This is a genomic window from Ensifer sp. ENS02 (assembly GCF_014851885.1).
GTDB lineage: Bacteria > Pseudomonadota > Alphaproteobacteria > Rhizobiales > Rhizobiaceae > Ensifer > Ensifer adhaerens.
The window spans coordinates 308,649-329,259 of record NZ_JACVAO010000002.1 but is presented as its reverse complement, the minus strand read 5'-3'; the positions used below and the strand labels follow the sequence as shown (position 1 = coordinate 329,259).

Sequence of the window (20,611 nt, the reverse complement as noted above, 5' to 3'; positions counted from 1 at the left end):
TTGTATAAAAGTCTGTATGGTTGCGCGCGCCGGCGATTGCGACTGCCAGGGGAAAGTATGTTCGAACTTATTGCTTTAGCTGCCTTTATTCTGGCCCTGTCCGCCTATCTCGGCAACCGCAGGACGACCGAGCGTCTTGGTGCCGAACTGGCCGCCCTCAAGGCGGAGGTCGTGGCGCTGAAGGCCGCTCCGGGGGGAGGCGCCCCGGCTGAAACGGCGACCGAGGCGTTTGCGGCTGCGGACGAGTTGCCGGCCATGTCGGAGACGCCGGAGCCAGAGACGCTGGACGATGCCGCTGCCGCCTTCTCGGCCAGTGCGCGCGAGGGCGCGCGGATTTTCGGCCATGCGGAAGGAGCCGCGGCCAAAATCGAGGGCGAGGAGACGATCGCTGCCAGCACGGAAGCACCGCAGCCGGTCGCAACCGTACCCCGTCAGACCGAAAGCCTGGAAAGTCGCCTCGGCGCCCGTTGGGCCGTCTGGGTTGGCGGCATCGCGTTGGCGCTCGGCGGCGTCTTCATGGTCAAGTATTCAATCGATGCCGGGCTGTTGAGCCCGGCGGTTCGCCTGACGCTTGCTGCCTTGTTCGGCCTCCTGCTGATGGCGGCGGGCGAGGTCATTCGTCGGCGCGCAGTGCCCGTGATCGCCAACGAATTCCAGAACGCCATGATCCCCGGCATCCTGACGGCGGCCGGTGCCGTCACCCTCTTCGGGGTCGCCTATGCCGCCTATGGCATCTACGAATATATCGGCACGGGCACGGCCTTCGTTCTCCTGGCGGCGATTTCGCTCGCCACTGTTGGTCTGTCGCTGCTGCATGGGCAGGCGCTCGCTGGCCTCGGCCTGCTTGCCTCGCTGATCACGCCGGCGCTGGTTTCGAGCAACGAACCGCGCCCCTGGGTTCTTTTCGGCTTCCTCGCGATCGTTTGGCTCGCGACCCTGCTTGCATCGCGGCTGCGCCGATGGACCGTAGTGCCGACGCTTGCCAATGTTGGCATAGGGCTCTGGGGCCTTGCCTATGTCGCTGCGGCATCGCCCTTCGAAGCACGGCCGGTCGCTTTCATCCTACTCGTGATGATCGCCGGCATCGGACTTATCTGGCCTGCCGCCATCGAACGGGAGCCAGTGGCAGAAGCGCGCGAAGTGCGTGATGCGACTGAAGGGTCCGAAATGCTGGAGCCGACCGAAGCGACAACCCGACCCCGGGCCGTCGTCGGGCCATGGGAACGCCTGTTCGTTCCACCGCACGCGGCAATCTCCATTTCGGCCGCGATCGTCGTCACCATGTTTGCGCTCCTCCTCATCAGCCCGGCAGTCTATGCGGTCCGCTTTCCGGTGGCGGAGTTTGCGGTTGTCGTTGCGGCGCTGGCGGCGTTGGGCGCCTGGCGGACAACGGCAGTCTATCCCGCCGTGCTTTCAGCGGTCGGCGCTGTTGCTGGCGTCTGGAGCCTGACGGCGCTGAGCGGCGTGCTCGCCTATCTCGATCCCTCGCTGGCCGACGCTCTTCCGGCAGTCGTCCTGCCCGGGCGCACCGCGATGATCACCGCAATGCTGCTTGCGGCGCTTTTCGTCGCACTCGGCGGTTTCGTGCTGTCGCGCCGGCTCGTCGCCCATCCGCAATATTCGACACTCTGGGCGGGCATCGCCGCGGTCGTTCCGGTTGCGCTCGTCGCGATGTCGTTCCTGATGACCGGCAACTATGCCTTCGACCTGCCGCATGGCCTGTTCTCACTCGTCGCCGGGGCGGCGCTGCTGGCGCTTGCGGACTGGCTCTACCGCCGCGAAAGCGAGGCGGTGGCGCGCGATACGGCGGCCGGCTTGCTGGTGGCCGGCTCCTTCACCTTTCTCGTGCTTGCCCTCCACGCCTGGACGGACGGGCTGGTCACGACGCTTGCGATTGCCGTGCTCGGCACGGCCTATGCGCTCGCCACGCGGATCCGCACCTGGCCGATTCTTCCGTGGATGACTGGTGCAGCGGCCGTCGTCGTACTCGGGCGCATCGCCTGGGAGCCGACGATCGTCGGTGCCGGCAATCTCGGCACTACGCCCGTCTTCAATGCGCTGCTGCCGGGCTACGGCATTCCCGCCGTGCTGCTTGCAGGCTCCGCCTATTTCCTGAGATCCTGGCCAGGCACGCGCGTGCGCAACCTGCTGCAGGCGCTTGCCAGCCTTTTCGTGCTGTTGACGCTCGCGATCCTGGTGCGTCATGCGATGAACGGCGGCGTGCTCGACAGCGCGGTGCCGACCCTCGGCGAGCAGTCGATCTACACGCTGCTGGCAATCGGCGCCTCGGCGATCTTCATGAGCCTCGACATGAAATCACCGAGCCCGGTCTTCCGCTACGGCGGCATGGGCCTCGGCGTGCTCTCGATGCTGTCGGTGCTTTCGGCGCATCTCCTCGGCCTCAACCCCTATTTCAGCGGCGAACTGCTGGGGCGCATCCCGTTCTTCGACCTGCTGTTGATCGGTTACCTGTTACCGGGGCTCGGCTATGCGGGGCTCGCCTGGTATGCACGCGACAAGCGGCCCTTGCCCTATGTCATGGCACTTGCGGTCAGCGGCGCGGTGCTTGCTTTCGCCTGGGCGAGCCTCACGGTCCGCCGTGTCTGGCAGGGGGAAAACATCGCGGACTGGAAGGGCTTTCTGCAGGGCGAGACCTACACCTATTCGGTCGTCTGGCTGCTGCTCGGCGTGCTGCTGCTGGTGCTCGGCTCGCGCTTCCATGCCAAGAGCATCCGCATCGCGTCGGCCGTTCTGGTCTTCGTTGCCGTGCTGAAGGTGTTCCTGATCGACATGTCCAACCTCGAAGGTTTCCTGCGGGCTCTGTCCTTCATCGGCCTTGGCGGGGTATTGATCGGGATAGGGCTCTTCTACCAGAAGATCTTGTCCGGCGTTGGCGCTGCACCGACGGCGCCGGCAAAGCCTGCCGAACAGCAATAGGACATCATGACAGAGATTTCGAAACTCGCGGCCGCCTTCGCGCCGCATGAGGAACTTGCGGCGGCGTTGCTGCCGCATGCCTTCGCCGCCGATGACGGCTCGCACGATGCCGCACATCTGATCCGTGTCTGGAAGAATGCCGCCCGCATCCAGGCGGAGGAGGGCAGTGAGGCGCGTTTGCTCGCCGCCGCGGTGCTGCTGCATGACTGCGTCTCGGTCGAGAAGAACTCGCCCCTGCGCACGCAGGCATCACGACTGGCGGCCGAAAAGGCGACGGGCATTCTGAAAGATCTCGGTTGGGGGACGGATGAGATTGGCGCGGTGGCGCACGCCATCCTGACGCACAGCTTCTCGGCGAACATCCCGCCGGAAACCCTGGAGGCGAAGATCCTTCAGGATGCCGATCGGCTGGATGCGATCGGCATGGTCGGCGCTGCCCGCTGCTTCTACATCGCCGGGCGCATGGGCAGCGGCCTTTACGACCCGCTCGATCCGTTGGCTGAGGCGCGGGCGCTCGATGACAAGGCCTTCGCCATCGATCATTTCGAGACCAAGCTCTTCCGGCTGGCTGACGGGTTCAAGACCGAGGCCGGCCGCCGTCTGGCTCACGAGCGTGAGCGGCGGCTACGCGACGTGCTCGCCATGATGCTGGATGAAATCTAGTTGCCGGGAAGGGCGTGGGGCGCTTTTCTGCGAGCGATTGTGCCGCGCCGATTGCACCGGAACATTCCTCCGTTTCCATCAAACCGAGAAATGATCTAGGCCTTTCAACGGATTGCAGCCGCCCGGTGAATCGGATCGTCAGGCGCTTGAATCAGTTTTTGAAGATGGAAGGAACTGTCCATGAAGGTGACCGGCCTCAACATTCATCCGCTGAAGAGCGGTCGCGCGATTGCCCGCGAGACGGTCTCGGTCAATCTCGACGGCGTCGAGGGTGACCGGCGTTTCATGCTGATCCAGCCAGATGGGCGCTTTATCACCCAGCGCGAACTGCAGACATTGGCGCAGGTTGAGGCGAGCCATATCGATGGCGGCGTGCACCTGAGGATGGGTGAGCGGGAGATCTCCGTCCGCTTCGATCCGGACCGTCGTCTGAACGTCGTCGTTTGGGGCAGCGAGGTCGATGCCGCCGTGTCGGATGAAACGACGGACGAGGTTCTCTCTTCATGGTTCGGCCGCCCGGTGAGGCTCGCCCATATGGACGCCTCGGCCGAACGGCTCGTCGGCGCCGAATGGGCAGGAGCGGCCGCACCCGTCGGCTTTGCCGATGGCTTTCCGATCCTGATCACGACCACGGGTTCGCTTGCCGATCTCAACCGGACGCTCGCCGAAAAGGGCCAGGAACCGGTCGGCATGGAACGGTTCCGCACCAACATCCTCGTCGACTGCGATGAAGCCTGGGGGGAGGATTTCTGGGAGAGCGTCGAGATCGGCGGCATCCGCTTCGATCTCGTCAAACCCTGCTCGCGCTGCATCATGACGACCCAGGACCAGATCACCGGCGAGCGCATCGGCGGCAATCCGATCCAGGGGTTGGCGGAGAAGCGCATGTCGGCCGACCGCCGCGTGACCGGCGTGCTCTTCGGCTGGAATGCGGTGCCGCGCAGCGAAGGCACCGTGAAGCTCGGCGATGAGGTCAAGATCATCGGCCGACGCGGCGAGCGCTGGCCGATGAAGGTGCGTGCTTCGGCTTAGTTCAGAAGCAATTCCGGACGGAAACGATCTCACGCGCTTCTCGGTATCAAGCCCAGGGCGTGATACCGAGAAGCTTGGCGCCCAGATCCGAAAGGCTGGCAGGGGAGGCGTTGTGCTTCTCCCATTCGCGCGGATCGCCGGGAAAGGCGTCGCGCTTCGGATGGTCGAGCTCACGCCACAGCCTGACCCGTTCCTCGCGCTCGGCGACATTGCCCCATTCTGCCGGATGCATCGAAATGTACTGCGCCATGCGCACGCGGCCATCGGAATGATTGGGTCGCACGCCGTGGGCCAGCAGGCTGTTGAAGATCATCAGGTCGCCGGCCTCCATCTCGATGTTGACGGTCGAAAGACCGGTCATGTCGGGGTGCATCGGGTCGCGGTCGGCGCTTTGAGTCTTCTCCCAGCTTTCGAAGTTTTCGAACAGTTCCGGCACGCATTGGAAGCCGCCGACGTCGCCGTCCTGCTTCTTGAGGCTGAGCACGCCCTGAACGCCGATCGGCAGCGGCCGGATTGAGGTGTCGACGTCCCAATTTATGAAGCCGTTGGGGTTGCCCTTCACCTTCTTCGGTGGGTTGAGGTTGGCGCGGTCGATCGTCACCCACAGGTCCTCGCGGTCCCAGATGTCGACGAAGGCGCCGTAGATGCGCGGCTCCTGGCGGTTGTCCCAGAGATACTGGTGATTGTAGATCTCCAGCATGCCGGTGTTGTTGAGTTCCTTCATCTTGTGCTCGCGTCGCTGCGGCGCATACCAGGTCGAAGGGTCGGCCGGATCCTTTTCGTCGAAGCGCCAGAGCAACTCGACGAGCCGCTCGACATTGGTCGCCGGTACCGCCTGACGGACGATGACGTAGCCCTTGGTGATCCAGTGCTGCCAGTCCGCTTCCGAAAGCACGCGCAGAGGCAGCCGCTTCCGGATGTCCTTCAGTTGAATATCGAGATGGGCCGCCGTCGGGTGACTGTCTCTGAGTGGCTGCATGGGGATCTCCTCGCCTGGCAGGTTTGATTGGTGATGGAGAAAACCTAGCCCTTTCAACGGTGCCGCTGTTGCACGCAGCCTGCCAACATTGATACTATTCTGGCTTCCATGGAGCGAATGGTGCAACATGAAGGCTGTTTTGCAGAAGATCTCGAGGCCGACCAATGCCTCATCAATCTTGCTCGACCGCCGGCTCGACGATGCCATCCCGTTCCAATGGCACCATCATCCCGAGTTCGAATTGACGCTGACGCTCAACTCGCGCGGCCAGCGCTTCATCGGAGACCATATCGGCGCCTATGAGGACGGCGATCTCGTGCTGGTCGGCTCCAACCTGCCGCACACCTGGCACTCCGCCGGCAAGGTCGACGAGGCCGAACCGCACGTGGCGCTGGTGCTCTGGTTCCATCCGGAATGGGTGGAGCGCCTGGAGGAGGGCTTCGTCGAACTCGCCGGCGTCAAGGCGATGTTCGAGCGTTCGGCTCCAGGGTTGCAGTTCACGCCGGAAGTGGCCACCCGCGTGCGGCCGCTGTTCGAAGGGTTGCGCCGGTTGGCGCCGGAGGAGCGCCTGCCGGACGTCCTGTCGATGCTGACGATCCTGGCGCGCGAGCAGGCGGTAACACCACTGTCGAGCCGGGTCGTCACGCCATCAGGCCGATCGGTCGACCGCGGCCGCCTCGACCGGGTGCTCGACCATATCCACCTGCATTACGCCGAAAACCCGTCGATGGACGAACTCGCGGATCTGGCCGCGCTCAGCCTTTCCGGCCTGCACCGCCTGTTCCTGCGCCACCTCAACATGCCGGTCTCGGAATATCTGATGCGCCTGCGGATCGGCGAGGCTTGCGCGCTGCTCAGTGGTTCGGCGCGTTCGATCGCTCATGTCGCCGATGCCGTCGGCTATCGTTCGCTTGCCAACTTCAATCGCCAGTTCAAGGCGGCCAAGGGCATGACGCCGAGAGCGTTTCGCGACCGGTTCCGCAGCGCCGCTTGATCAAGGCATCAATTCCGGTGATTGCGGCGTCAATTTAATTGGCTTTTATCTGTTTTAGCAGCCGCCTAGGATCGCGCTCCATCAATCGGAGAGATTCCATGTCCGCTGTTTCCGGAGCATCCGCGCCGTCCAGTGCCCGTCAGGAGATGCCCTGGCTGATCATTGCGGCCGGCTCGGTCGTCGCGATGCTCACCTTCGGCCCGCGCTCGGCGATGGGCTTCTTCCAGCTGCCGATGCTCGCCGATACGGGCTGGGACAGGACGACCTTCGGCCTTGCCATGGCATTGCAGAACCTCTGCTGGGGCCTGAGCCAGCCCTTCTTCGGCGCGATCGCGGACAAGTTCGGAACGTGGCGCGTGCTCGCCATGTCGGGCCTTCTCTACGCTGCAGGGCTCTTCATCATGGCCTTCGCCAACGCGCCGATCTGGCTGCACATCGGCGGCGGAGTGCTCGTCGGCATGGCGGTGGGCTCCGGCTCCTTCGGCATCCTGCTCTCCGCCTTTGCCCGCAACGTCACGCCGCATCAGCGGTCGCTCGCCTTCGGCATCTGCACGGCGGCGGGCTCGGCCGGCATGTTCCTGTTCGCGCCCCTGAGCCAGGGGCTGATCTCGGCCTATGGCTGGTCGGACAGCCTGGTCTATCTCGGCGTCCTCATGCTGGTCGTGCCGTTCTTCGCGATCCCACTGCGCGGCAACGCGTCCTCCGGCCGCCAGAGCGAGGCGCAATTCAAGCAGTCGATCGGCGAGGCGCTGAAGGAGGCACTTGGCCACAAGAGCTACCTGCTCCTGGTTTCCGGCTTCTTCGTTTGCGGCTACCAGGTTGCCTTCATCACCGCGCACTTCCCGGCTTACATCGGCGATATCGGCATCGACGCGCGCTATGCGGTGATCGCGCTGGCACTCATCGGCTTCTTCAACATTATCGGCTCTCTGTCGGCGGGCTTCATCGCCCAGCGCTACTCGAAACCCTATTTCCTGGCGCTGATCTATATCGCGCGCTCGGTGGCGGTGACGGCCTTCCTGCTGCTGCCGCAGACGCCGACCTCAGTCATCGTCTTCGCCATCGTTATGGGCCTGCTCTGGCTTTCGACCGTGCCGCCGACCAATGCGCTGGTCGCGATCATGTTCGGTACGCGCCACCTCGGCCTGCTCGGCGGCATCGTCTTCCTGTCGCACCAGGTCGGCTCATTCCTGGGTGTGTGGATGGGCGGCTACCTCTACGACCACTTCGGTTCCTACGATCCGGTGTGGTGGCTCGGTGTAGCCCTCGGCGTCTTCGCCGCAATCGTCCACTGGCCGATCGAGGAGAAGGGCGTGGCACGGCCGGCGATGGCCTGATCGCGAACCAAAATCAGAAGCGCCGCGAAAAGCGGCGCTTCTATTCTTGAATTCTGTCACAAAACTTTCTAAATCAACCCATGCGGCTTTGCCGCTTTTGTTTTGGTTCAATTATGCTCAGATTGAGCATAATTGAAAACCCGCCCAGGAAGAGGGGCGGAGAGGAGATGTCGATGACGCGCCTTGCACCCCGCACCGCGGCCGTGGCGAAACCGGTTTTTGTCAGCGCCGCTGAGCGCTTCGGCATCATCGAAAGGCCCGAGCTTGCCTTTACGCCGGCGATCGCGCGCGAAACCGAGCATCTCTACGAGAAGGTCAAGGATTTCATCCCGGCGATCGAGTGGCCGGTCTACGCGCCCTATGTACACGCCATCAACCGGCTGAAGAAGGAGCGTAACGCGGTCATCCTCGCGCATAACTATCAGACGCCGGACATCTTCCACTGTGTCGCCGACATCGTCGGCGACTCGCTGCAGCTCGCGCGCGATGCTGCCAAGGTCGATGCGGAAATCATCATCCAGTGCGGCGTGCACTTCATGGCCGAAACGTCGAAGTTGCTGAGTCCGGAAAAGACCGTACTGATCCCCGACGCCAAGGCAGGCTGCTCGCTGTCGGAATCGATCACCGGCGCCGATGTCCGCCTGCTGAAGCAGCGCTACCCCGGCGTTCCCGTCGTCACCTACGTCAACACGTCTGCCGACGTGAAAGCCGAGACCGACATCTGCTGCACCTCGTCGAACGTGCTCGATGTCGTCGAGAGCCTGGAATCCGACACGGTTCTCTGCATTCCCGACGAATACCTGGCGATGAACGTCGCGCGCCAGACCAACAAGAAGATCCTGACCTGGAAGGGCCACTGCGAGGTGCACGAGCGCTTCACCGCCGCCGAGTTGCTCGCCTACAAGGAAGCCAATCCGGGCATCGAGATCATCGGTCATCCGGAATGCCACCCGGACGTGATCGCCGTCTGCGACTTCGCCGGCTCGACCTCCGGCATGATCAACTACGTCAAGGACAATCGCCCGTCGAAGGTGCTGCTCGTTACCGAGTGCTCGATGGCGTCGAACATCCAGGCCGAGATCGAAGGCGTCGAGTTCGTCAAGCCGTGCAACCTCTGTCCGCACATGAAGCGCATCACGCTGCCGAAGATCCTCGACAGCCTGCTGACCATGACGGAGGAGGTTCTCGTCGATCCTGATATCGCCGATCGCGCCCGCCTTGCGGTCGAGCGCATGGTGAACCTCAAGCAGTAACAATTTCCGCCGGGTCATACCGGATGCAGGCATGCGCATTGGAGGAGAATGAATCATGCTGACCGACCATTTCCGCCCGCAATCCTTCAACGGGATTGACGATATCGTCATCGTCGGTGGCGGCTTGGCCGGCCTCTTCTGCGCGCTGAAGCTGAGCCCGAGACCGGTGACGATCCTTGCCGCAGCCCCGATCGGCCACGGCGCCTCGTCGGCCTGGGCTCAAGGCGGCATCGCCGCCGCCATGAGCCCCGGCGACACCTTCGAGAAACATGTCGCCGACACGTTGGCCGCCGGTGCCGGCATCGTCGACCAGAAGATGACGCGCATGATGGTGGCCGAAGGCCCGGCGCGCATTCACGATCTGCTCGAATATGGCGTGCCCTTCGACCGCGATCTCGAAGGCAAGCTGCTGCTCTCGCGTGAGGCGGCCCATTCCGAGCGACGCATCGTCCGCGTCAAGGGCGACATGGCCGGCAAGGCGATCATGGAAGCGCTGATAGCCGCCGTCCGCCGGACGCCGTCGATCCGCGTGATCGAAGGCTATGTAGTCGAGGAACTTGTGCGCGAAGGCCGGTTCATCTCCGGCGTCATCGCCCGGCCCGATGCCGGCCAGTCGAAGAAGCGTGTGGCTTTCCCGGCCCGTGCCGTCGTGCTCTGCTCTGGTGGAATCGGTCATCTCTATGCTGTCACGACCAACCCGTGGGAAGCGTGCGGGCAGGGGCTCGGCATGGCCGCCCGCGCCGGCGCGATCATCGCCGATCCGGAATTCGTGCAGTTCCACCCGACGGCGATCAACATCGGCAAGGATCCGGCGCCGCTCGCGACCGAGGCGTTGCGCGGTGATGGCGCCCAGCTTCTGAACGCCGCCGGCCATCGCTTCATGCTCGATATCCACCCGGACGGCGAGCTTGCGCCGCGCGACATCGTTTCGCGTGGTGTCTTTGCCGAGGTCCAGGCCGGTCGCGGCGCCTTCCTCGATTGCACCAAGGCTGTGGGCGAGCATTTCCCCGAGATGTTCCCGACGGTCTATGCCTCTTGCATGGCGGCCGGCATCGATCCGGTGACGCAAGCCATCCCGGTCGTGCCGGCGGTTCACTATCACATGGGTGGCGTGCTCACCGATGCCGAAGGTCGCACCTCGATCGATGGTCTCTGGGCTGCTGGAGAAGTGACCTCCACCGGCGTGCACGGCGCCAACCGGCTCGCCTCCAACTCGCTGCTCGAAGCCGTCGTCTTTGCCGCCCGCATCGCCGAAAACATCAAGGGCACGCTGCCGACGCCGCAGCTTACCGAATGGGGCGATAATGCCGGCGAGAACGACGATCCGGTGACCGTCGAGGACAGCCCGCAACTCAAGATCCTGCGCCAGGTGATGAGCGATTGCGTCGGCGTGATCCGAACCCGCGAGAGCCTGGTAAAGGCGATCCGCGAGATCGCACAGCTCGAGCGCGACAACACCCGCATGCGCTTCACCAACATTATTACCACGGCCAAGTTGATCGCCGTCGGCGCGCTGCGGCGCACGGAAAGCCGCGGCGGTCACTTCCGCGCCGATTGCCCACAGGAACAGCCGGAATGGCGCCGCCGCAATTATCTGACGCTCGCCGACGCCAACCGCCTGGCGAGCGAACTGGCGGAGACGGAAGCGGCGTGATTTCGCGCGCGCCGCTTGCATGGACCGACACTCAAGGACGAAAAAGCAGATGACCGCAGCCCTCCGCCCCGAACTTCCCGCACTGATGATCGAGGACCAGGTGCGTGCCGCACTTAACGAGGATCTCGGCCGCGCCGGCGACATTACCACGCTCTCGACCATCGGGCCGGAGCTGACCGCAAAGGCCGGCATGAACGTGCGCGATGCGGGTGTTGTTGCCGGGCTGGAGCTTGCGCGTGCCGCCTTCCGTCTGGTCGATCCGTCGATCCACTTCGAGGCATTGGTGGCGGATGGTGACCGGGTCGCGCCGGGCACGGCGATCGCCCGGATCTCCGGTCGCGCCCGCGGGCTGCTGTCGGCCGAACGTGTCGGCCTGAACTTCCTGATGCACCTTTCGGGCATCGCCAGCTATACGGCGAAATTCGCCGACGAGATCGCCCACACGCGTGCGAAGGTCTGCTGCACCCGCAAGACCATTCCTGGGCTGCGGGCGCTGGAAAAATACGCGGTGCGTCTGGGAGGTGGCTCCAATCATCGCTACGGCCTCGACGATGCCGTGCTGATCAAGGACAACCACATTGCCGTATCTGGTGGTGTCGCCAGCGCCGTCCATGCGGCGCGCGCCTATTGCGGCCATCTCGTCAAGATCGAGATCGAGGTCGATGGCCTCGATCAGATGCGCGAGGCGCTGACGGCTCAACCCGACGTCATCCTGCTCGACAACATGGGGCCGGACTTGCTCCGCGAGGCCGTTGCGGTGAACCGCGCGTTTTGGCAGCTCTCCGCCGACGCCTATGCGGTCGATGCCCGCCGGACGCGGTTGGAGGCTTCAGGCAACGTCAAGATCGATACGGTGCGGGCAATCGCCGAGAGCGGCGTCGATTACATCTCGACCTCGAAGATCACCATGGCCGCCCCGACGCTCGACATCGGCCTTGATGTGGTGATCGAAAGGTAAGCAACTCCAGGAAAAGTGCGAAGCGGTTTTCCGTCCGGAGTTGCGCCCAAAAGAGGCCAACTCCAGGAAAAGTGCGAAGCGGTTTTCCGTCCGGAGTTGCGCCCAAAAGAGGCCAACTCCAGGAAAAGTGCGAAGCGGTTTTCCGTCCGGAGTTGCGCCCAAAAGAGGCCAACGCCAGGAAAAGTGCGAAGCGGTTTTCCGTCCGGAGTTGCGTCTTTTCAGAAGCTAACCGAGGTTTTGAACGTCAACGCTGCATGATGAACGGGCAGGAGAAACGTTCGCCGACGGTGATCTGCGTGCCGCAGTCGTAGCGGCAGGTCCGGAACTGCCCGTTCAGGTCTTGGCTGTTGAGATTGCAGATGGTTGTCTGCGGCTGCATGCCGCCGCCCTGTTGGTTCTTGAAGTAGTCGGGCATCTTCGGCTTTTCGTCGGTTCCCGATTGGGGCGAGGTGCCGAGCAGCGACGTAAGCAGGGTCAGGACGAGCAGCATGGTTGTCACCTCGGTCGTAAACGCCGCATGATTTGCGGGCAGCGAAAGTTCGGTCGCGTCCCGCTGCCGCCGATTATAGCATCATCCCCGCACATGTAGGGCGTTCTGCTGGAGGTTTTTAGGTGCCGATCCGCCGTTCAGGGATCGGTGGCTGCGATCATCGCCCGCCGACCTTGAGCCCCGGGGCGGGGCGCTCGTCGAGGATCTGGCGGCGGAAGCGGAAGAGGGCGGCCGGCCGCCCACCGGTGGAAGACAGCGTCATCCCCGTCGGCTCCACCAGTTCGGCCCCTTCGACCAGGCGGCGGAAGTTCTGCTTGTGCAGGTGGCGCCCGGAGATCGCCTCGACGGTTGCCTGCAGATCGGTCAGCGTGAACTCGGGCGGCATCAGTTCGAAGACGACCGGCCGGTACTTGATCTTGCCGCGCAGCCTCGCCATTGCCGTGGCGACGATGCGGCGATGGTCATGGCGCATCGCCAGCCCGGCGGTCAGAACGTCGTTGCCATTACCGTGGCCGTCGATGGCCGCCTCGGGCACGAGCCCTGCCTCGTAAAGCAGCTCATAGCGCTCCAGCACGCGTTCCTCGTCCCAGGGAAAATCGCCGAGGCCGAAGGCCAGGCGAATGCGCGCCCGGCGCCCGGCAATCCGGGCGGCTCGGTCGTCACCGGACACACCTGTTTCCCAGCGGGCAAGTGCCGGCAGGAGCGCCTGGTCCAGCACCGCCGGGCGACCCTGCCGCCAGTCCTCCCAGGGCAGGTAGCCGTACCAGTCGCGCCAATGCGCGCCGGCTTCGGCCAGCCGTTCGGTGTTTTCGGCATCGGTTCTCGTCAGGGCCAGATAGCCGACCGAGACCATGTGCTTGCCTTCTTCGCCCGGCAGCCGCTGACGGCCGCGATCGCCGAAGGTGTAAAGCTGTTCGATATAGCCGAGCTTCAGCGCCGTACGCTTTTCGACGCGATCGCGCAGGCTCGTCTCAAAGGTCCGGTGGAGCGCCGGATCGAAGGGACCGAAGGGCAGGCTGTCACGCGCATCGCCGTCACTTTCGCTGACGGCGAGGATGCGCGGGCTGCGGTTGACGACGGCGACGATCGCCGCATTGAGGCCGATCTCGACCGTTGTCGGCTGCGTCTCAATCGGCAACGGCTGCTCCTTCGGAAGCAAGCGGCAGAAGGAACGGTGCATTGCCGTCTGCATCCGCGCCGCGACCGATCGCGCGAACGGCGGCGATCAGCCTTCCATTGCGCGCGAGCACGCCGTCGCCAATTTCGACGAGCCGGCTGTTGGGGGTCGCATAGGGCGAGGCGCGGCGCAGCCGCTGCACCAGCTCCGCGTCGTCCTGGTCCGGCTCGGCCGCGAGCGCGGCGATGAGGGCGGCCGCGGGCGATCGCGAAACACCCATCCAGCAATGAACGAGGAGCGGCCGTGCACGGTCCCATTCGCGCGCAAAGGCGACGATCTGCCGGACATGGTCTTCCTGCGGCGCAATGAGGTCGCCGGTGCCGGCAAAGGTGATGTCGTTCATGCCGAGCGTCAGATGTCGCGCCTTGGCGATGACGCCGGGGCGATGGAAATCCTGGCCCTTGGCGACGAGGCTGATCATCTCGGTGCAGCCATGGCGGACGGCCATTTCGGCGATGCGGGAAAGCGGAGAAACGATGATGCCGGGCATGTCAGATTTCCGCGCGCGCGGGCACGCGCTGCGCTTCCAGCGTGAGGAACCGTTCGGTGAACAGGCGCTGCGCCTCGACCGCCGGCAAGGGATCGATCAGCAGCGTCTCGCGGGTGATGCCGCGCGGCTGGCCGAAGAACTTGCGCGCCTCTTCAACGGAGAAGCCGGCAAGCACCGTTGCTTCGAAATAGGCCGCGACATGATCGGCCTTCTTGATCCGGTCCTTCAATTCCTTGGAGCAATGCGGCGGCAGGCCGAAACGAAGGTGGATGGCGCTTTCCAGCCGCTTCTCGACCGATTTGTAGCCGCCGCCGACCACCGCCTTGAACGGCGAGATCATGTCGCCGATCACATATTCCGGCGCGTCGTGCAAAAGCGCCAGCAGGCAATCGTCGGTGCTGCACTTGTTGCTGCGGCGAAAAATATCCTCGACCATCAGGCTGTGCTGGGCGACGGAGAAGGCATGATCGCCGGCGGTCTGGCCGTTCCACCGGGCAACACGGGCGAGGCCATGGGCGATGTCGCCGATCTCGACATCGAGCGGCGAGGGATCGAGCAGGTCCAGCCTTCGGCCGGAAAGCATGCGCTGCCAGGCGCGGGCCGTCGTCACGCGCTTGCCTCGTCCGTGCTGGTCGGGAAGGTGAGGCCGGTCCATTCGGGCAGAACCATTGTCACCGGCACGTCGCCGGCGAGCAGCGGGATCCCGTTCGCCATGGCTTCGCCGGCCTTGTCGATGCGCACGATCGCGAGCGCCGACTTGCCCTGCACCGTGCCCAGCGCGCCGATCGCCTTGTCGTTCGCCGTAATCGTCGTTCCCGTGGGAGGAAGGGCGGCGTCCGCCGAAACGATCACGACCCGGCGGCGCGGCGTGCTGCGGTGCTGCATGCGCGACACCACTTCCTGACCGACGTAGCAGCCCTTCTTGAAGGAGAGGCCGCCGTTTTTGTCCAGGAGCACGTCATGGGGGAATGCGTCCTGCACCGCATAATCGGCACCGGCATTCGCAATGCCCGCCGCGATCCGCAGCCGTTCGAGGTCTTCTGCGCCGGCCGTGTCGCCGGTGGCTTCCCCATAGGCGCGAAAGAGCGCAACGCCCGCCTTCTCGAAACGGTGGTCCCGATAGGCACCCGTCGGTGCTGCTTCGTCGAATATCACGGTGACGGCGTCGGAAGCCCTGATCGAAAGCTCGACTGCCGAGCGAAGCTTGTACATCGTCATGCGCTTCAGCAGCGCTTCGGCCTGGTCGCGTGCCGTTTCCAGCCTTAGGCCATCGCCGTCGCGGGAGATCAGGAACTCGAACAGGATCTTGCCCTGTGGCGTCAGAAGCGCGCCAGGACGCGCCTCGTCGGGCGCAAGCGCGTCGAGGTCGGTGGTGATCAGTCCCTGAAGAAGATCTTCGGCGTCCTTGCCGGAAATGGAGACGATCGCACGATCGTCGAGGCGAACTCTGGGCATCGTTCGAATCCTGTTCGACGGGAGGGGAGAATCCCGCGCTAACCTAGCAAACGATCACCTGGTAGCCGTGGCCGACTCAGGCCCCGGTCTCACCGGCGATCTCTTGGCGAAGAGGTAGGATGTTCGGCTGTCATCGGCAAGCAGGTCGCCGACGCTCAGTCGCCGGCGATGAAGAATTTCCACTTGCCGTCCGGCATGATGCCGACGCGATAGAAGTTGTAACTGCCGAATTCTTCCATGTCGGCAAAGTCGCCGGCGGTGACCAGGCGGAACAGGTCGACCTTTTCCGGTGCCGTCAGCGTCGAAAGCTTCTTTTCTGCAAAATAGGGCCAGACATAGGCCTCCTGCGGCGTGCCCTTGTCGACCAGCACGAAGCCGGTCGACAGCACGTCGAGCAGGATCGCGAGAATTTCGACGCCTTCCTGGTCGCCCGAAAGGCTCTTCAGGATCGACACCGGGTCTTCATCGCCGGTGACGCCGGTGACCTGGGTCTGGTTCGGGCCCTTGCCGAGCAACGGGCGCAACCGCTCGATGTCGCCGGAAGCCGCCGCCTCGACGATCAGCTCGCGCATGCGGGCGACCGGCGCCGGAATCTTGGAAACGTCGGTCAGGACTTCGACAGGCCCGGTCGGCTCCGGTTCTTCGGCTTCGGGAGCGTCTTCCTTCGTGGCTGTCGCCGACTTGTTGATCAGCGGGTCGGGCATCGGGATTTCGAGCGGAAGCGTCTCTTCCTCATCCGGCTCTTCGGCAACGGGTTCGGCGGCAGGCGGCGTCGCCTTCTGGTCGCCGGCGGCAGGCTGTTGCTCGGCCGGAACGGGTTGCGGCGCGCCCTGCAATTCGCTGAGAGCGAAGGCGGGGGGAACCGCTGCCGGGGTGGTCAAGGCGACACCGGCCAACAGCAGTGTGGCGAGGCGAACCGGAAGGGTCCGGTTTGCAAGATTCCGATGCATCGGGCAGTCCTGATATTACTGAATCGTGCGCTGGGGCGAGAATTCGCCGGCGAGCACGCGCTCGCGAAGCGAATTGAGCATTGCCTCGGCGCCGTCTTCGCCATGAAGCCGAACGGTTTCCCGCATGGCAAGGGCAATGGCCGCATCGGCGATGATTTCCGGCTCGATACCGTCGGCCATTCCGTCCGCCCAGGCCTCGCTCTGGTGTTCCAGCGCAGCCTGCATCTTCTCGTGGACGATCATGTCATCGATGTCGGTCAGGCTTGGTTCCATCATTCGTTCCATGCGACTTCCATTGTGCAAGCGGTTCAATTTATGGCCGTTCGGCTGAACTCCGACTGAACGACCGTGACGGACTCGCCACTTCTTACCACTCTCTTAACGAACTTAGCAGCCTTTTCCCGAAACGACACGGGGTCGTGAGAAAAGAGGTTAATTTATTGCTAATTTCCAAAGCGGGCGACGATTTCTGACGCAAGTGTTGCCCCTTCGGCACGATATCGCTGTTCGGCGACGATCGCAGGGCCTGTGCAGCTCGTATAGACCGATGCGAAGGTGCGGTACCCGCGGTTGAAGGCGGCAGTCATCCGCTCGCGTCGTTTGACTTCGGTGGCGGTTTCCTTGTCGATCAGATCCTGCATCGAGCGGCGCCAGACGTCTTCCGGTTCCTTGACGCAGAGATTCCTGAGGTAGTGCACGGAGCCGAGGATCTCCGAGAGTCGAACCAGCCGCTGGTCATAGGGCGTCGGCTTTTCTTCCACAGCGGCCGGGGCAGGGGCTGCGGTCTCGGTCTTGGCCGGCTCTTTCGTCGGTGTTTTTTGCGCCGCCGCACCAGTGGCGACCGTCAGGGCGATTGCAGCGAGCGTAAGCCTTGCGAGGATCGGGACAGGGATCATGATTTCATCAAGCCCGAATTGTCGGCGGTTTCAAGGCCGTCGCCTGATGTCGCGGCGTTCGCGCCGGTGCCGGAGAGCCTTTCCACACATTCGCGCACGCTGTCGGGGATCGGCAGGGCGAAGATCTCCTCAGGGGTGAACCAGCCGAGCCCTGCCGCGTCGTCGCTGGCGACGGCCACCGCGTCGGCATCCGCCTCGGCCCTGAACACCGAAAGCAGGAAGTGTCGCCCTTCGGATTCCTTGCCCGGCAGATCGTAGATTTCAAACAGCACCGGATCGCGCGCCTTGATGCCGGTTTCTTCGAACAATTCGCGAAGCGCTGTCTCCGCCGGCGTCTCGCCGGGCTCGGCACGGCCGCCCGGAAAGGCGTACATGTCGGCCGACGGTGGGTTGGCCCGGCGAACGAGCAGATAGCGGCCGTCGCGTTCTAGAATGACGGAGGAAGCAAGTTCGGGCTTGGTCGGCATCAGGGAATCAAATCGTCTCGGTAGCGTTGACCCATCCTACGTGAAGTGCCACATCGATGTCATGTGCGGACGTTTTGCGCTGACGGCGACCCCCGACGAAATGATGGAATTGTTCAGCCTGCTGGAAAGCGACGACTTTCCGGCGCGCTTCAATATCGCGCCAACCCAGCCGATCATGGTTGTCGTGGCCGGCGAGCGCGCGGCACCCGGCAGCAACCTGCCGGAGCGCAAGGCGGTGCTCGTGCGTTGGGGCTTTATGCCGGGCTGGGTGAAAGACCCGCGTGACTTTCCGCTGCTGATCAATGCGCGGGCCGAATCGGCAATCGACAAGGCCTCGTTTCGCGCCGCCATGCGGCACCGGCGCGTTCTCGTGCCGGCCTCCGGTTTTTACGAATGGCGTCGGCCGCCGAAAGGCAGCCGCGAGCCGTCGCAGGCCTATTGGGTGCGCCCGCGGAAGGGCGGCATCGTCGCTTTCGCCGGGCTGATGGAAACCTGGTCCTCGGCCGACGGCTCCGAGGTCGACACAGCGGCCATCCTGACGACGGCTGCCAACGCCTCGATCCGGCAGATCCATGACCGTATGCCGGTCGTCATCCAGCCCGAGGATTTTGCCCGCTGGCTGGATTGCAAGACGCAGGAGCCGCGCGAGGTTGCCGATCTCTTCAGCCCCGTCGCGGAGGACTACTTCGAGGCGATCCCTGTCTCGGACAAGGTCAACAAGGTCGTCAACACCGGTCCCGAAATCCAGGATGCCGTCACGCCCAGGTCGGTTGCGAATGCCCAGCTAAAGGGCAAGGGCAAGCCGACCGAGCCCGATGGCGGGCAGATGTCTCTCTTTTAAGGAAAAGAGCGTCGGAACCGTCAGGCTGGCCGCTTGGTCAGCTTGCCAGCCGGCTTCGCCTTCACCTGCAACGCTGCGGCAAGTACGGCCTTCAGGCCGAGCGGGCGATACTGTTCGACGAGGTTGGCGGATTTGGTGATGTCTTTGGTCTTTGCGGCTTTCACTTGCACTCACTCCTTGATGCTTTCCCGAACCGGATACACTGCCGCTTTCGCACGTCTTCACGAAAGCGACGCTCCTCCTCGCTCTCCGGAGACAGGATTTCGTGGTGTGCTACCAACTACACCGCGAATCTGTTTTCCGCATGGCGATCTCAGATAAGCCTAATCATGACAAATCCATGACCGCGGAATCCTTTCGATAGTCGGCTGTGCTTGCACGCGGCTGACCTCTTGACCGAAATCGGGTGACGCGCGATAAGTGAGGCCATGAAAACGGTTATCTGCATTATCTGCCGGAACATTATTCGCTAGCGCTCCGCTGGCCTGGCCGTTTTCGTCTCCTAAAATCCAAGATGACAAACGCGCGGGCCTCCCGGGCGCGGTATTTTACGGTCGTATGCATCTTGGAGAATGGCAATGGGCGGAACGCCGACACTGAAGCTGTACAACACGCTGACGCGGGAGAAGATCGAGTTCAAGCCGATCGATCCCGACAACGTTCGCATGTATGTCTGCGGCCCGACGGTCTATGACTATGCCCATATCGGCAATGCCCGGCCGGTCATCGTCTTCGACGTCCTGTTCCGGCTGCTGCGCCATGTCTATGGCGCGGATCACGTCACCTATGCGCGCAACATCACCGACGTCGACGACAAGATCAACGCGCGGGCGCTGCGGGATTATCCGACCCTGCCGCTCAACGACGCGATCCGCCGGGTGACGGAGAAGACCGAAACGCAGTTTCTCGACGATGCCAGGGCGCTCGGCTGCCTCGATCCTGATGTCCAGCCGCGGGCGACCGACAACATCGCCCAGATGATCGACATCATCGAAAAGCTCATCGTCAAGGGCCACGCCTACCAGGCGGGCGGCGAGGTGCTGTTCGATACCAAGTCGATGGCCGACTACGGTCAGCTCTCGAAGCGCAACCTCGACGAACAGCAGGCCGGCGCCCGCGTCGCCGTCGAGGCGCATAAGAAAAGCCCCGGCGATTTCGTGCTGTGGAAGCTCTCCGGCGACAACGAACCAGGCTGGGAAAGCCCGTGGGGCAGGGGCCGTCCCGGCTGGCACATCGAGTGCTCGGCCATGAGCAGCCGCTATCTCGGCGAGGTCTTCGACATCCACGGCGGCGGGCTGGATCTCATCTTCCCGCACCACGAAAACGAGATTGCCCAATCCCGTTGCGCCCATGGCACCGAGGTGATGGCGAATGTCTGGATGCACAACGGCTTCCTGCAGGTCGAAGGCCGCAAGATGTCGAAGTCCGAAGGCAACTTCGTCACCATCTACGAACTGCTGCACACGGAAAAGTTCGCCGGCCGCCAGTGGCCGGGCGACGTGCTGAGGCTCGCGATGCTGATGACGCACTATCGCGAGCCGATCGATTTTTCGGTTAAGCGGCTGGAAGAGGCAGAGCATCTGCTCTCCAAGTGGCCGGTGCCGGGTGACGCCACGGGTGAGGCCGACCCGGCCGTGGTCGCCGCACTTGCCGACGACCTCAACACCGTCGCAGCCGTCCAGGCGGTCCATGCGCTTGCCCAGAAGGCGGCGACCGATCCGAAACTGCTCGGCACCTTCGCAGCAAGTGCTGCGCTGATCGGCGTGGTGCCGCAGGCGGTCGAACTCGACGAGGGGCTGGTCCGCGACATCGACAGCCGCGTGCGGGCCCGTCTGGAACTGCTGAAGGCGAAGAACTTCGCGGAAGCCGACAAGATCCGCGATGATCTGCTGGCGCGCGGTGTTCAGCTGAAGGACGGCAAGGATCCGGCAACCGGCGAGCGGGTGACGACCTGGGATATCAAACGGTGACGGTGGGCCGCCCCCAGAGCCCTGTCCGATCCCTCTGATCGGTTCGGACAGGGCATCTGAAAGGGCAG

General features: G+C 63.8%; 21 protein-coding genes. 10 read left to right on the top strand and 11 right to left on the bottom strand.

Annotation, left to right across the window (positions count from 1 at the left end; translation table 11 throughout):
• Positions 1-57: 57 nt before the first annotated feature.
• The 3 genes from IB262_RS06155 (at position 58) to IB262_RS06145 (ending at position 4,632) form a co-directional block, all read left to right on the top strand.
• On the top strand, positions 58-2,937 hold the full coding sequence (locus IB262_RS06155; RefSeq protein ID WP_192493478.1) for a DUF2339 domain-containing protein: 2,880 nt from the start codon (positions 58-60) through the stop codon (positions 2,935-2,937).
• Positions 2,938-2,943: 6 nt separating this feature from the next.
• Positions 2,944-3,600: an HD domain-containing protein gene (locus IB262_RS06150; protein WP_112975735.1), complete on the top strand. Its 657-nt coding sequence runs from the start codon at positions 2,944-2,946 to the stop codon at positions 3,598-3,600.
• 180 nt (positions 3,601-3,780) lie between these two features.
• Positions 3,781-4,632, top strand: a complete 852-nt coding sequence (locus tag IB262_RS06145; RefSeq protein ID WP_112975734.1) for an MOSC domain-containing protein — start codon at positions 3,781-3,783, stop codon at positions 4,630-4,632.
• A 46-nt stretch (positions 4,633-4,678) separates the two neighbouring features.
• Here IB262_RS06145 and IB262_RS06140 read toward each other — a convergent pair whose 3' ends face one another.
• Positions 4,679-5,611, bottom strand: coding sequence for a phytanoyl-CoA dioxygenase family protein (locus IB262_RS06140; RefSeq protein ID WP_192493477.1), 933 nt, complete (start codon positions 5,609-5,611; stop codon positions 4,679-4,681).
• A 127-nt stretch (positions 5,612-5,738) separates the two neighbouring features.
• On the opposite strand from IB262_RS06140, the gene IB262_RS06135 reads away from it, so the two are divergent.
• From IB262_RS06135 to nadC, 5 genes are all read left to right on the top strand, one after another.
• Positions 5,739-6,605 (top strand): AraC family transcriptional regulator, encoded by an 867-nt coding sequence (locus IB262_RS06135; protein WP_034804048.1) that lies wholly within the window; start codon positions 5,739-5,741, stop codon positions 6,603-6,605.
• 98 nt (positions 6,606-6,703) lie between these two features.
• A complete protein-coding gene (locus IB262_RS06130) occupies positions 6,704-7,942 on the top strand; it encodes an MFS transporter (RefSeq protein ID WP_034804045.1) in 1,239 nt (412 codons plus the stop codon).
• Positions 7,943-8,115: 173 nt separating this feature from the next.
• Positions 8,116-9,195, top strand: coding sequence for a quinolinate synthase NadA (gene nadA, locus IB262_RS06125; protein WP_034804309.1), 1,080 nt, complete (start codon positions 8,116-8,118; stop codon positions 9,193-9,195).
• 55 nt (positions 9,196-9,250) lie between these two features.
• Positions 9,251-10,849, top strand: a complete 1,599-nt coding sequence (locus tag IB262_RS06120) for an L-aspartate oxidase (protein ID WP_192493476.1) — start codon at positions 9,251-9,253, stop codon at positions 10,847-10,849.
• A 49-nt stretch (positions 10,850-10,898) separates the two neighbouring features.
• The gene (nadC, locus tag IB262_RS06115) at positions 10,899-11,807 is read left to right on the top strand and encodes a carboxylating nicotinate-nucleotide diphosphorylase (RefSeq protein WP_034804039.1); all 909 of its coding nucleotides are present in this window, start codon (positions 10,899-10,901) and stop codon (positions 11,805-11,807) included.
• Positions 11,808-12,051: 244 nt separating this feature from the next.
• On the opposite strand, the gene IB262_RS06110 is transcribed toward nadC, so the two are convergent.
• The 9 genes from IB262_RS06110 to IB262_RS06070 all read right to left on the bottom strand — a co-directional run bounded on the left by IB262_RS06110 (position 12,052) and on the right by IB262_RS06070 (position 17,735).
• On the bottom strand, positions 12,052-12,297 hold the full coding sequence (locus tag IB262_RS06110) for a hypothetical protein (RefSeq protein WP_077961811.1): 246 nt from the start codon (positions 12,295-12,297) through the stop codon (positions 12,052-12,054).
• A 157-nt stretch (positions 12,298-12,454) separates the two neighbouring features.
• Positions 12,455-13,477, bottom strand: coding sequence for a hypothetical protein (locus tag IB262_RS06105; protein ID WP_060580943.1), 1,023 nt, complete (start codon positions 13,475-13,477; stop codon positions 12,455-12,457).
• Positions 13,425-13,964, bottom strand: coding sequence for a tyrosine phosphatase family protein (locus IB262_RS06100; protein WP_034804033.1), 540 nt, complete (start codon positions 13,962-13,964; stop codon positions 13,425-13,427). Before IB262_RS06100 ends, IB262_RS06105 begins: the two co-directional genes overlap by 53 nt.
• A 1-nt stretch (position 13,965) precedes the next feature.
• A complete protein-coding gene (locus IB262_RS06095) occupies positions 13,966-14,574 on the bottom strand; it encodes an HD family hydrolase (RefSeq protein WP_060604183.1) in 609 nt (202 codons plus the stop codon).
• Positions 14,571-15,419: a folate-binding protein YgfZ gene (locus IB262_RS06090; RefSeq protein WP_060522110.1), complete on the bottom strand. Its 849-nt coding sequence runs from the start codon at positions 15,417-15,419 to the stop codon at positions 14,571-14,573. The genes IB262_RS06095 and IB262_RS06090 overlap by 4 nt, the downstream gene beginning before the upstream one ends.
• Before the next feature lie 155 nt (positions 15,420-15,574).
• Complete coding sequence (locus IB262_RS06085; RefSeq protein WP_112975732.1) at positions 15,575-16,369, bottom strand: hypothetical protein; 795 nt, start codon at positions 16,367-16,369, stop codon at positions 15,575-15,577.
• Between the two features lie 15 nt (positions 16,370-16,384).
• Positions 16,385-16,654 carry a hypothetical protein gene (locus tag IB262_RS06080; RefSeq protein ID WP_089043914.1) on the bottom strand — a complete coding sequence of 90 codons (270 nt, stop codon included), beginning with the start codon at positions 16,652-16,654 and terminating at the stop codon, positions 16,385-16,387.
• A 158-nt stretch (positions 16,655-16,812) separates the two neighbouring features.
• Complete coding sequence (locus IB262_RS06075) at positions 16,813-17,265, bottom strand: TIGR02301 family protein (protein ID WP_112975731.1); 453 nt, start codon at positions 17,263-17,265, stop codon at positions 16,813-16,815.
• The gene (locus IB262_RS06070; RefSeq protein WP_060522112.1) at positions 17,262-17,735 is read right to left on the bottom strand and encodes an NUDIX domain-containing protein; all 474 of its coding nucleotides are present in this window, start codon (positions 17,733-17,735) and stop codon (positions 17,262-17,264) included. The genes IB262_RS06075 and IB262_RS06070 overlap by 4 nt, the downstream gene beginning before the upstream one ends.
• 58 nt (positions 17,736-17,793) lie before the next feature.
• On the opposite strand from IB262_RS06070, the gene IB262_RS06065 reads away from it, so the two are divergent.
• Entirely contained in the window at positions 17,794-18,573 is a 780-nt protein-coding gene (locus IB262_RS06065) for an SOS response-associated peptidase (protein ID WP_112975730.1), read from the top strand.
• A gap of 20 nt (positions 18,574-18,593) precedes the next feature.
• On the opposite strand, the gene IB262_RS06060 is transcribed toward IB262_RS06065, so the two are convergent.
• A complete protein-coding gene (locus tag IB262_RS06060) occupies positions 18,594-18,737 on the bottom strand; it encodes a hypothetical protein (RefSeq protein ID WP_164475065.1) in 144 nt (47 codons plus the stop codon).
• Between the two features lie 414 nt (positions 18,738-19,151).
• On the opposite strand from IB262_RS06060, the gene cysS reads away from it, so the two are divergent.
• Positions 19,152-20,543 carry a cysteine--tRNA ligase gene (cysS, locus tag IB262_RS06055; RefSeq protein WP_060522113.1) on the top strand — a complete coding sequence of 464 codons (1,392 nt, stop codon included), beginning with the start codon at positions 19,152-19,154 and terminating at the stop codon, positions 20,541-20,543.
• The last annotated feature ends 68 nt before the right edge of the window (positions 20,544-20,611 follow it).

What these genes read in the sequence shown, in the direction of transcription:
- IB262_RS06155 (WP_192493478.1), top strand. Translation starts at nt 58, where the DNA reads ATGTTCGAACTTATTGCTTTAGCTGCCTTTATTCTGGCCCTGTCCGCC.
- IB262_RS06150 (WP_112975735.1), top strand. Translation starts at nt 2,944, where the DNA reads ATGACAGAGATTTCGAAACTCGCGGCCGCCTTCGCGCCGCATGAGGAA.
- IB262_RS06145 (WP_112975734.1), top strand. Translation starts at nt 3,781, where the DNA reads ATGAAGGTGACCGGCCTCAACATTCATCCGCTGAAGAGCGGTCGCGCG.
- IB262_RS06140 (WP_192493477.1), bottom strand. Translation starts at nt 5,611, where the DNA reads ATGCAGCCACTCAGAGACAGTCACCCGACGGCGGCCCATCTCGATATT.
- IB262_RS06135 (WP_034804048.1), top strand. Translation starts at nt 5,739, where the DNA reads ATGAAGGCTGTTTTGCAGAAGATCTCGAGGCCGACCAATGCCTCATCA.
- IB262_RS06130 (WP_034804045.1), top strand. Translation starts at nt 6,704, where the DNA reads ATGTCCGCTGTTTCCGGAGCATCCGCGCCGTCCAGTGCCCGTCAGGAG.
- nadA (WP_034804309.1), top strand. Translation starts at nt 8,116, where the DNA reads ATGACGCGCCTTGCACCCCGCACCGCGGCCGTGGCGAAACCGGTTTTT.
- IB262_RS06120 (WP_192493476.1), top strand. Translation starts at nt 9,251, where the DNA reads ATGCTGACCGACCATTTCCGCCCGCAATCCTTCAACGGGATTGACGAT.
- nadC (WP_034804039.1), top strand. Translation starts at nt 10,899, where the DNA reads ATGACCGCAGCCCTCCGCCCCGAACTTCCCGCACTGATGATCGAGGAC.
- IB262_RS06110 (WP_077961811.1), bottom strand. Translation starts at nt 12,297, where the DNA reads ATGCTGCTCGTCCTGACCCTGCTTACGTCGCTGCTCGGCACCTCGCCC.
- IB262_RS06105 (WP_060580943.1), bottom strand. Translation starts at nt 13,477, where the DNA reads ATGCACCGTTCCTTCTGCCGCTTGCTTCCGAAGGAGCAGCCGTTGCCG.
- IB262_RS06100 (WP_034804033.1), bottom strand. Translation starts at nt 13,964, where the DNA reads ATGCCCGGCATCATCGTTTCTCCGCTTTCCCGCATCGCCGAAATGGCC.
- IB262_RS06090 (WP_060522110.1), bottom strand. Translation starts at nt 15,419, where the DNA reads ATGCCCAGAGTTCGCCTCGACGATCGTGCGATCGTCTCCATTTCCGGC.
- IB262_RS06085 (WP_112975732.1), bottom strand. Translation starts at nt 16,369, where the DNA reads ATGCATCGGAATCTTGCAAACCGGACCCTTCCGGTTCGCCTCGCCACA.
- IB262_RS06080 (WP_089043914.1), bottom strand. Translation starts at nt 16,654, where the DNA reads ATGGAACGAATGATGGAACCAAGCCTGACCGACATCGATGACATGATC.
- IB262_RS06075 (WP_112975731.1), bottom strand. Translation starts at nt 17,265, where the DNA reads ATGATCCCTGTCCCGATCCTCGCAAGGCTTACGCTCGCTGCAATCGCC.
- IB262_RS06065 (WP_112975730.1), top strand. Translation starts at nt 17,794, where the DNA reads ATGTGCGGACGTTTTGCGCTGACGGCGACCCCCGACGAAATGATGGAA.
- cysS (WP_060522113.1), top strand. Translation starts at nt 19,152, where the DNA reads ATGGGCGGAACGCCGACACTGAAGCTGTACAACACGCTGACGCGGGAG.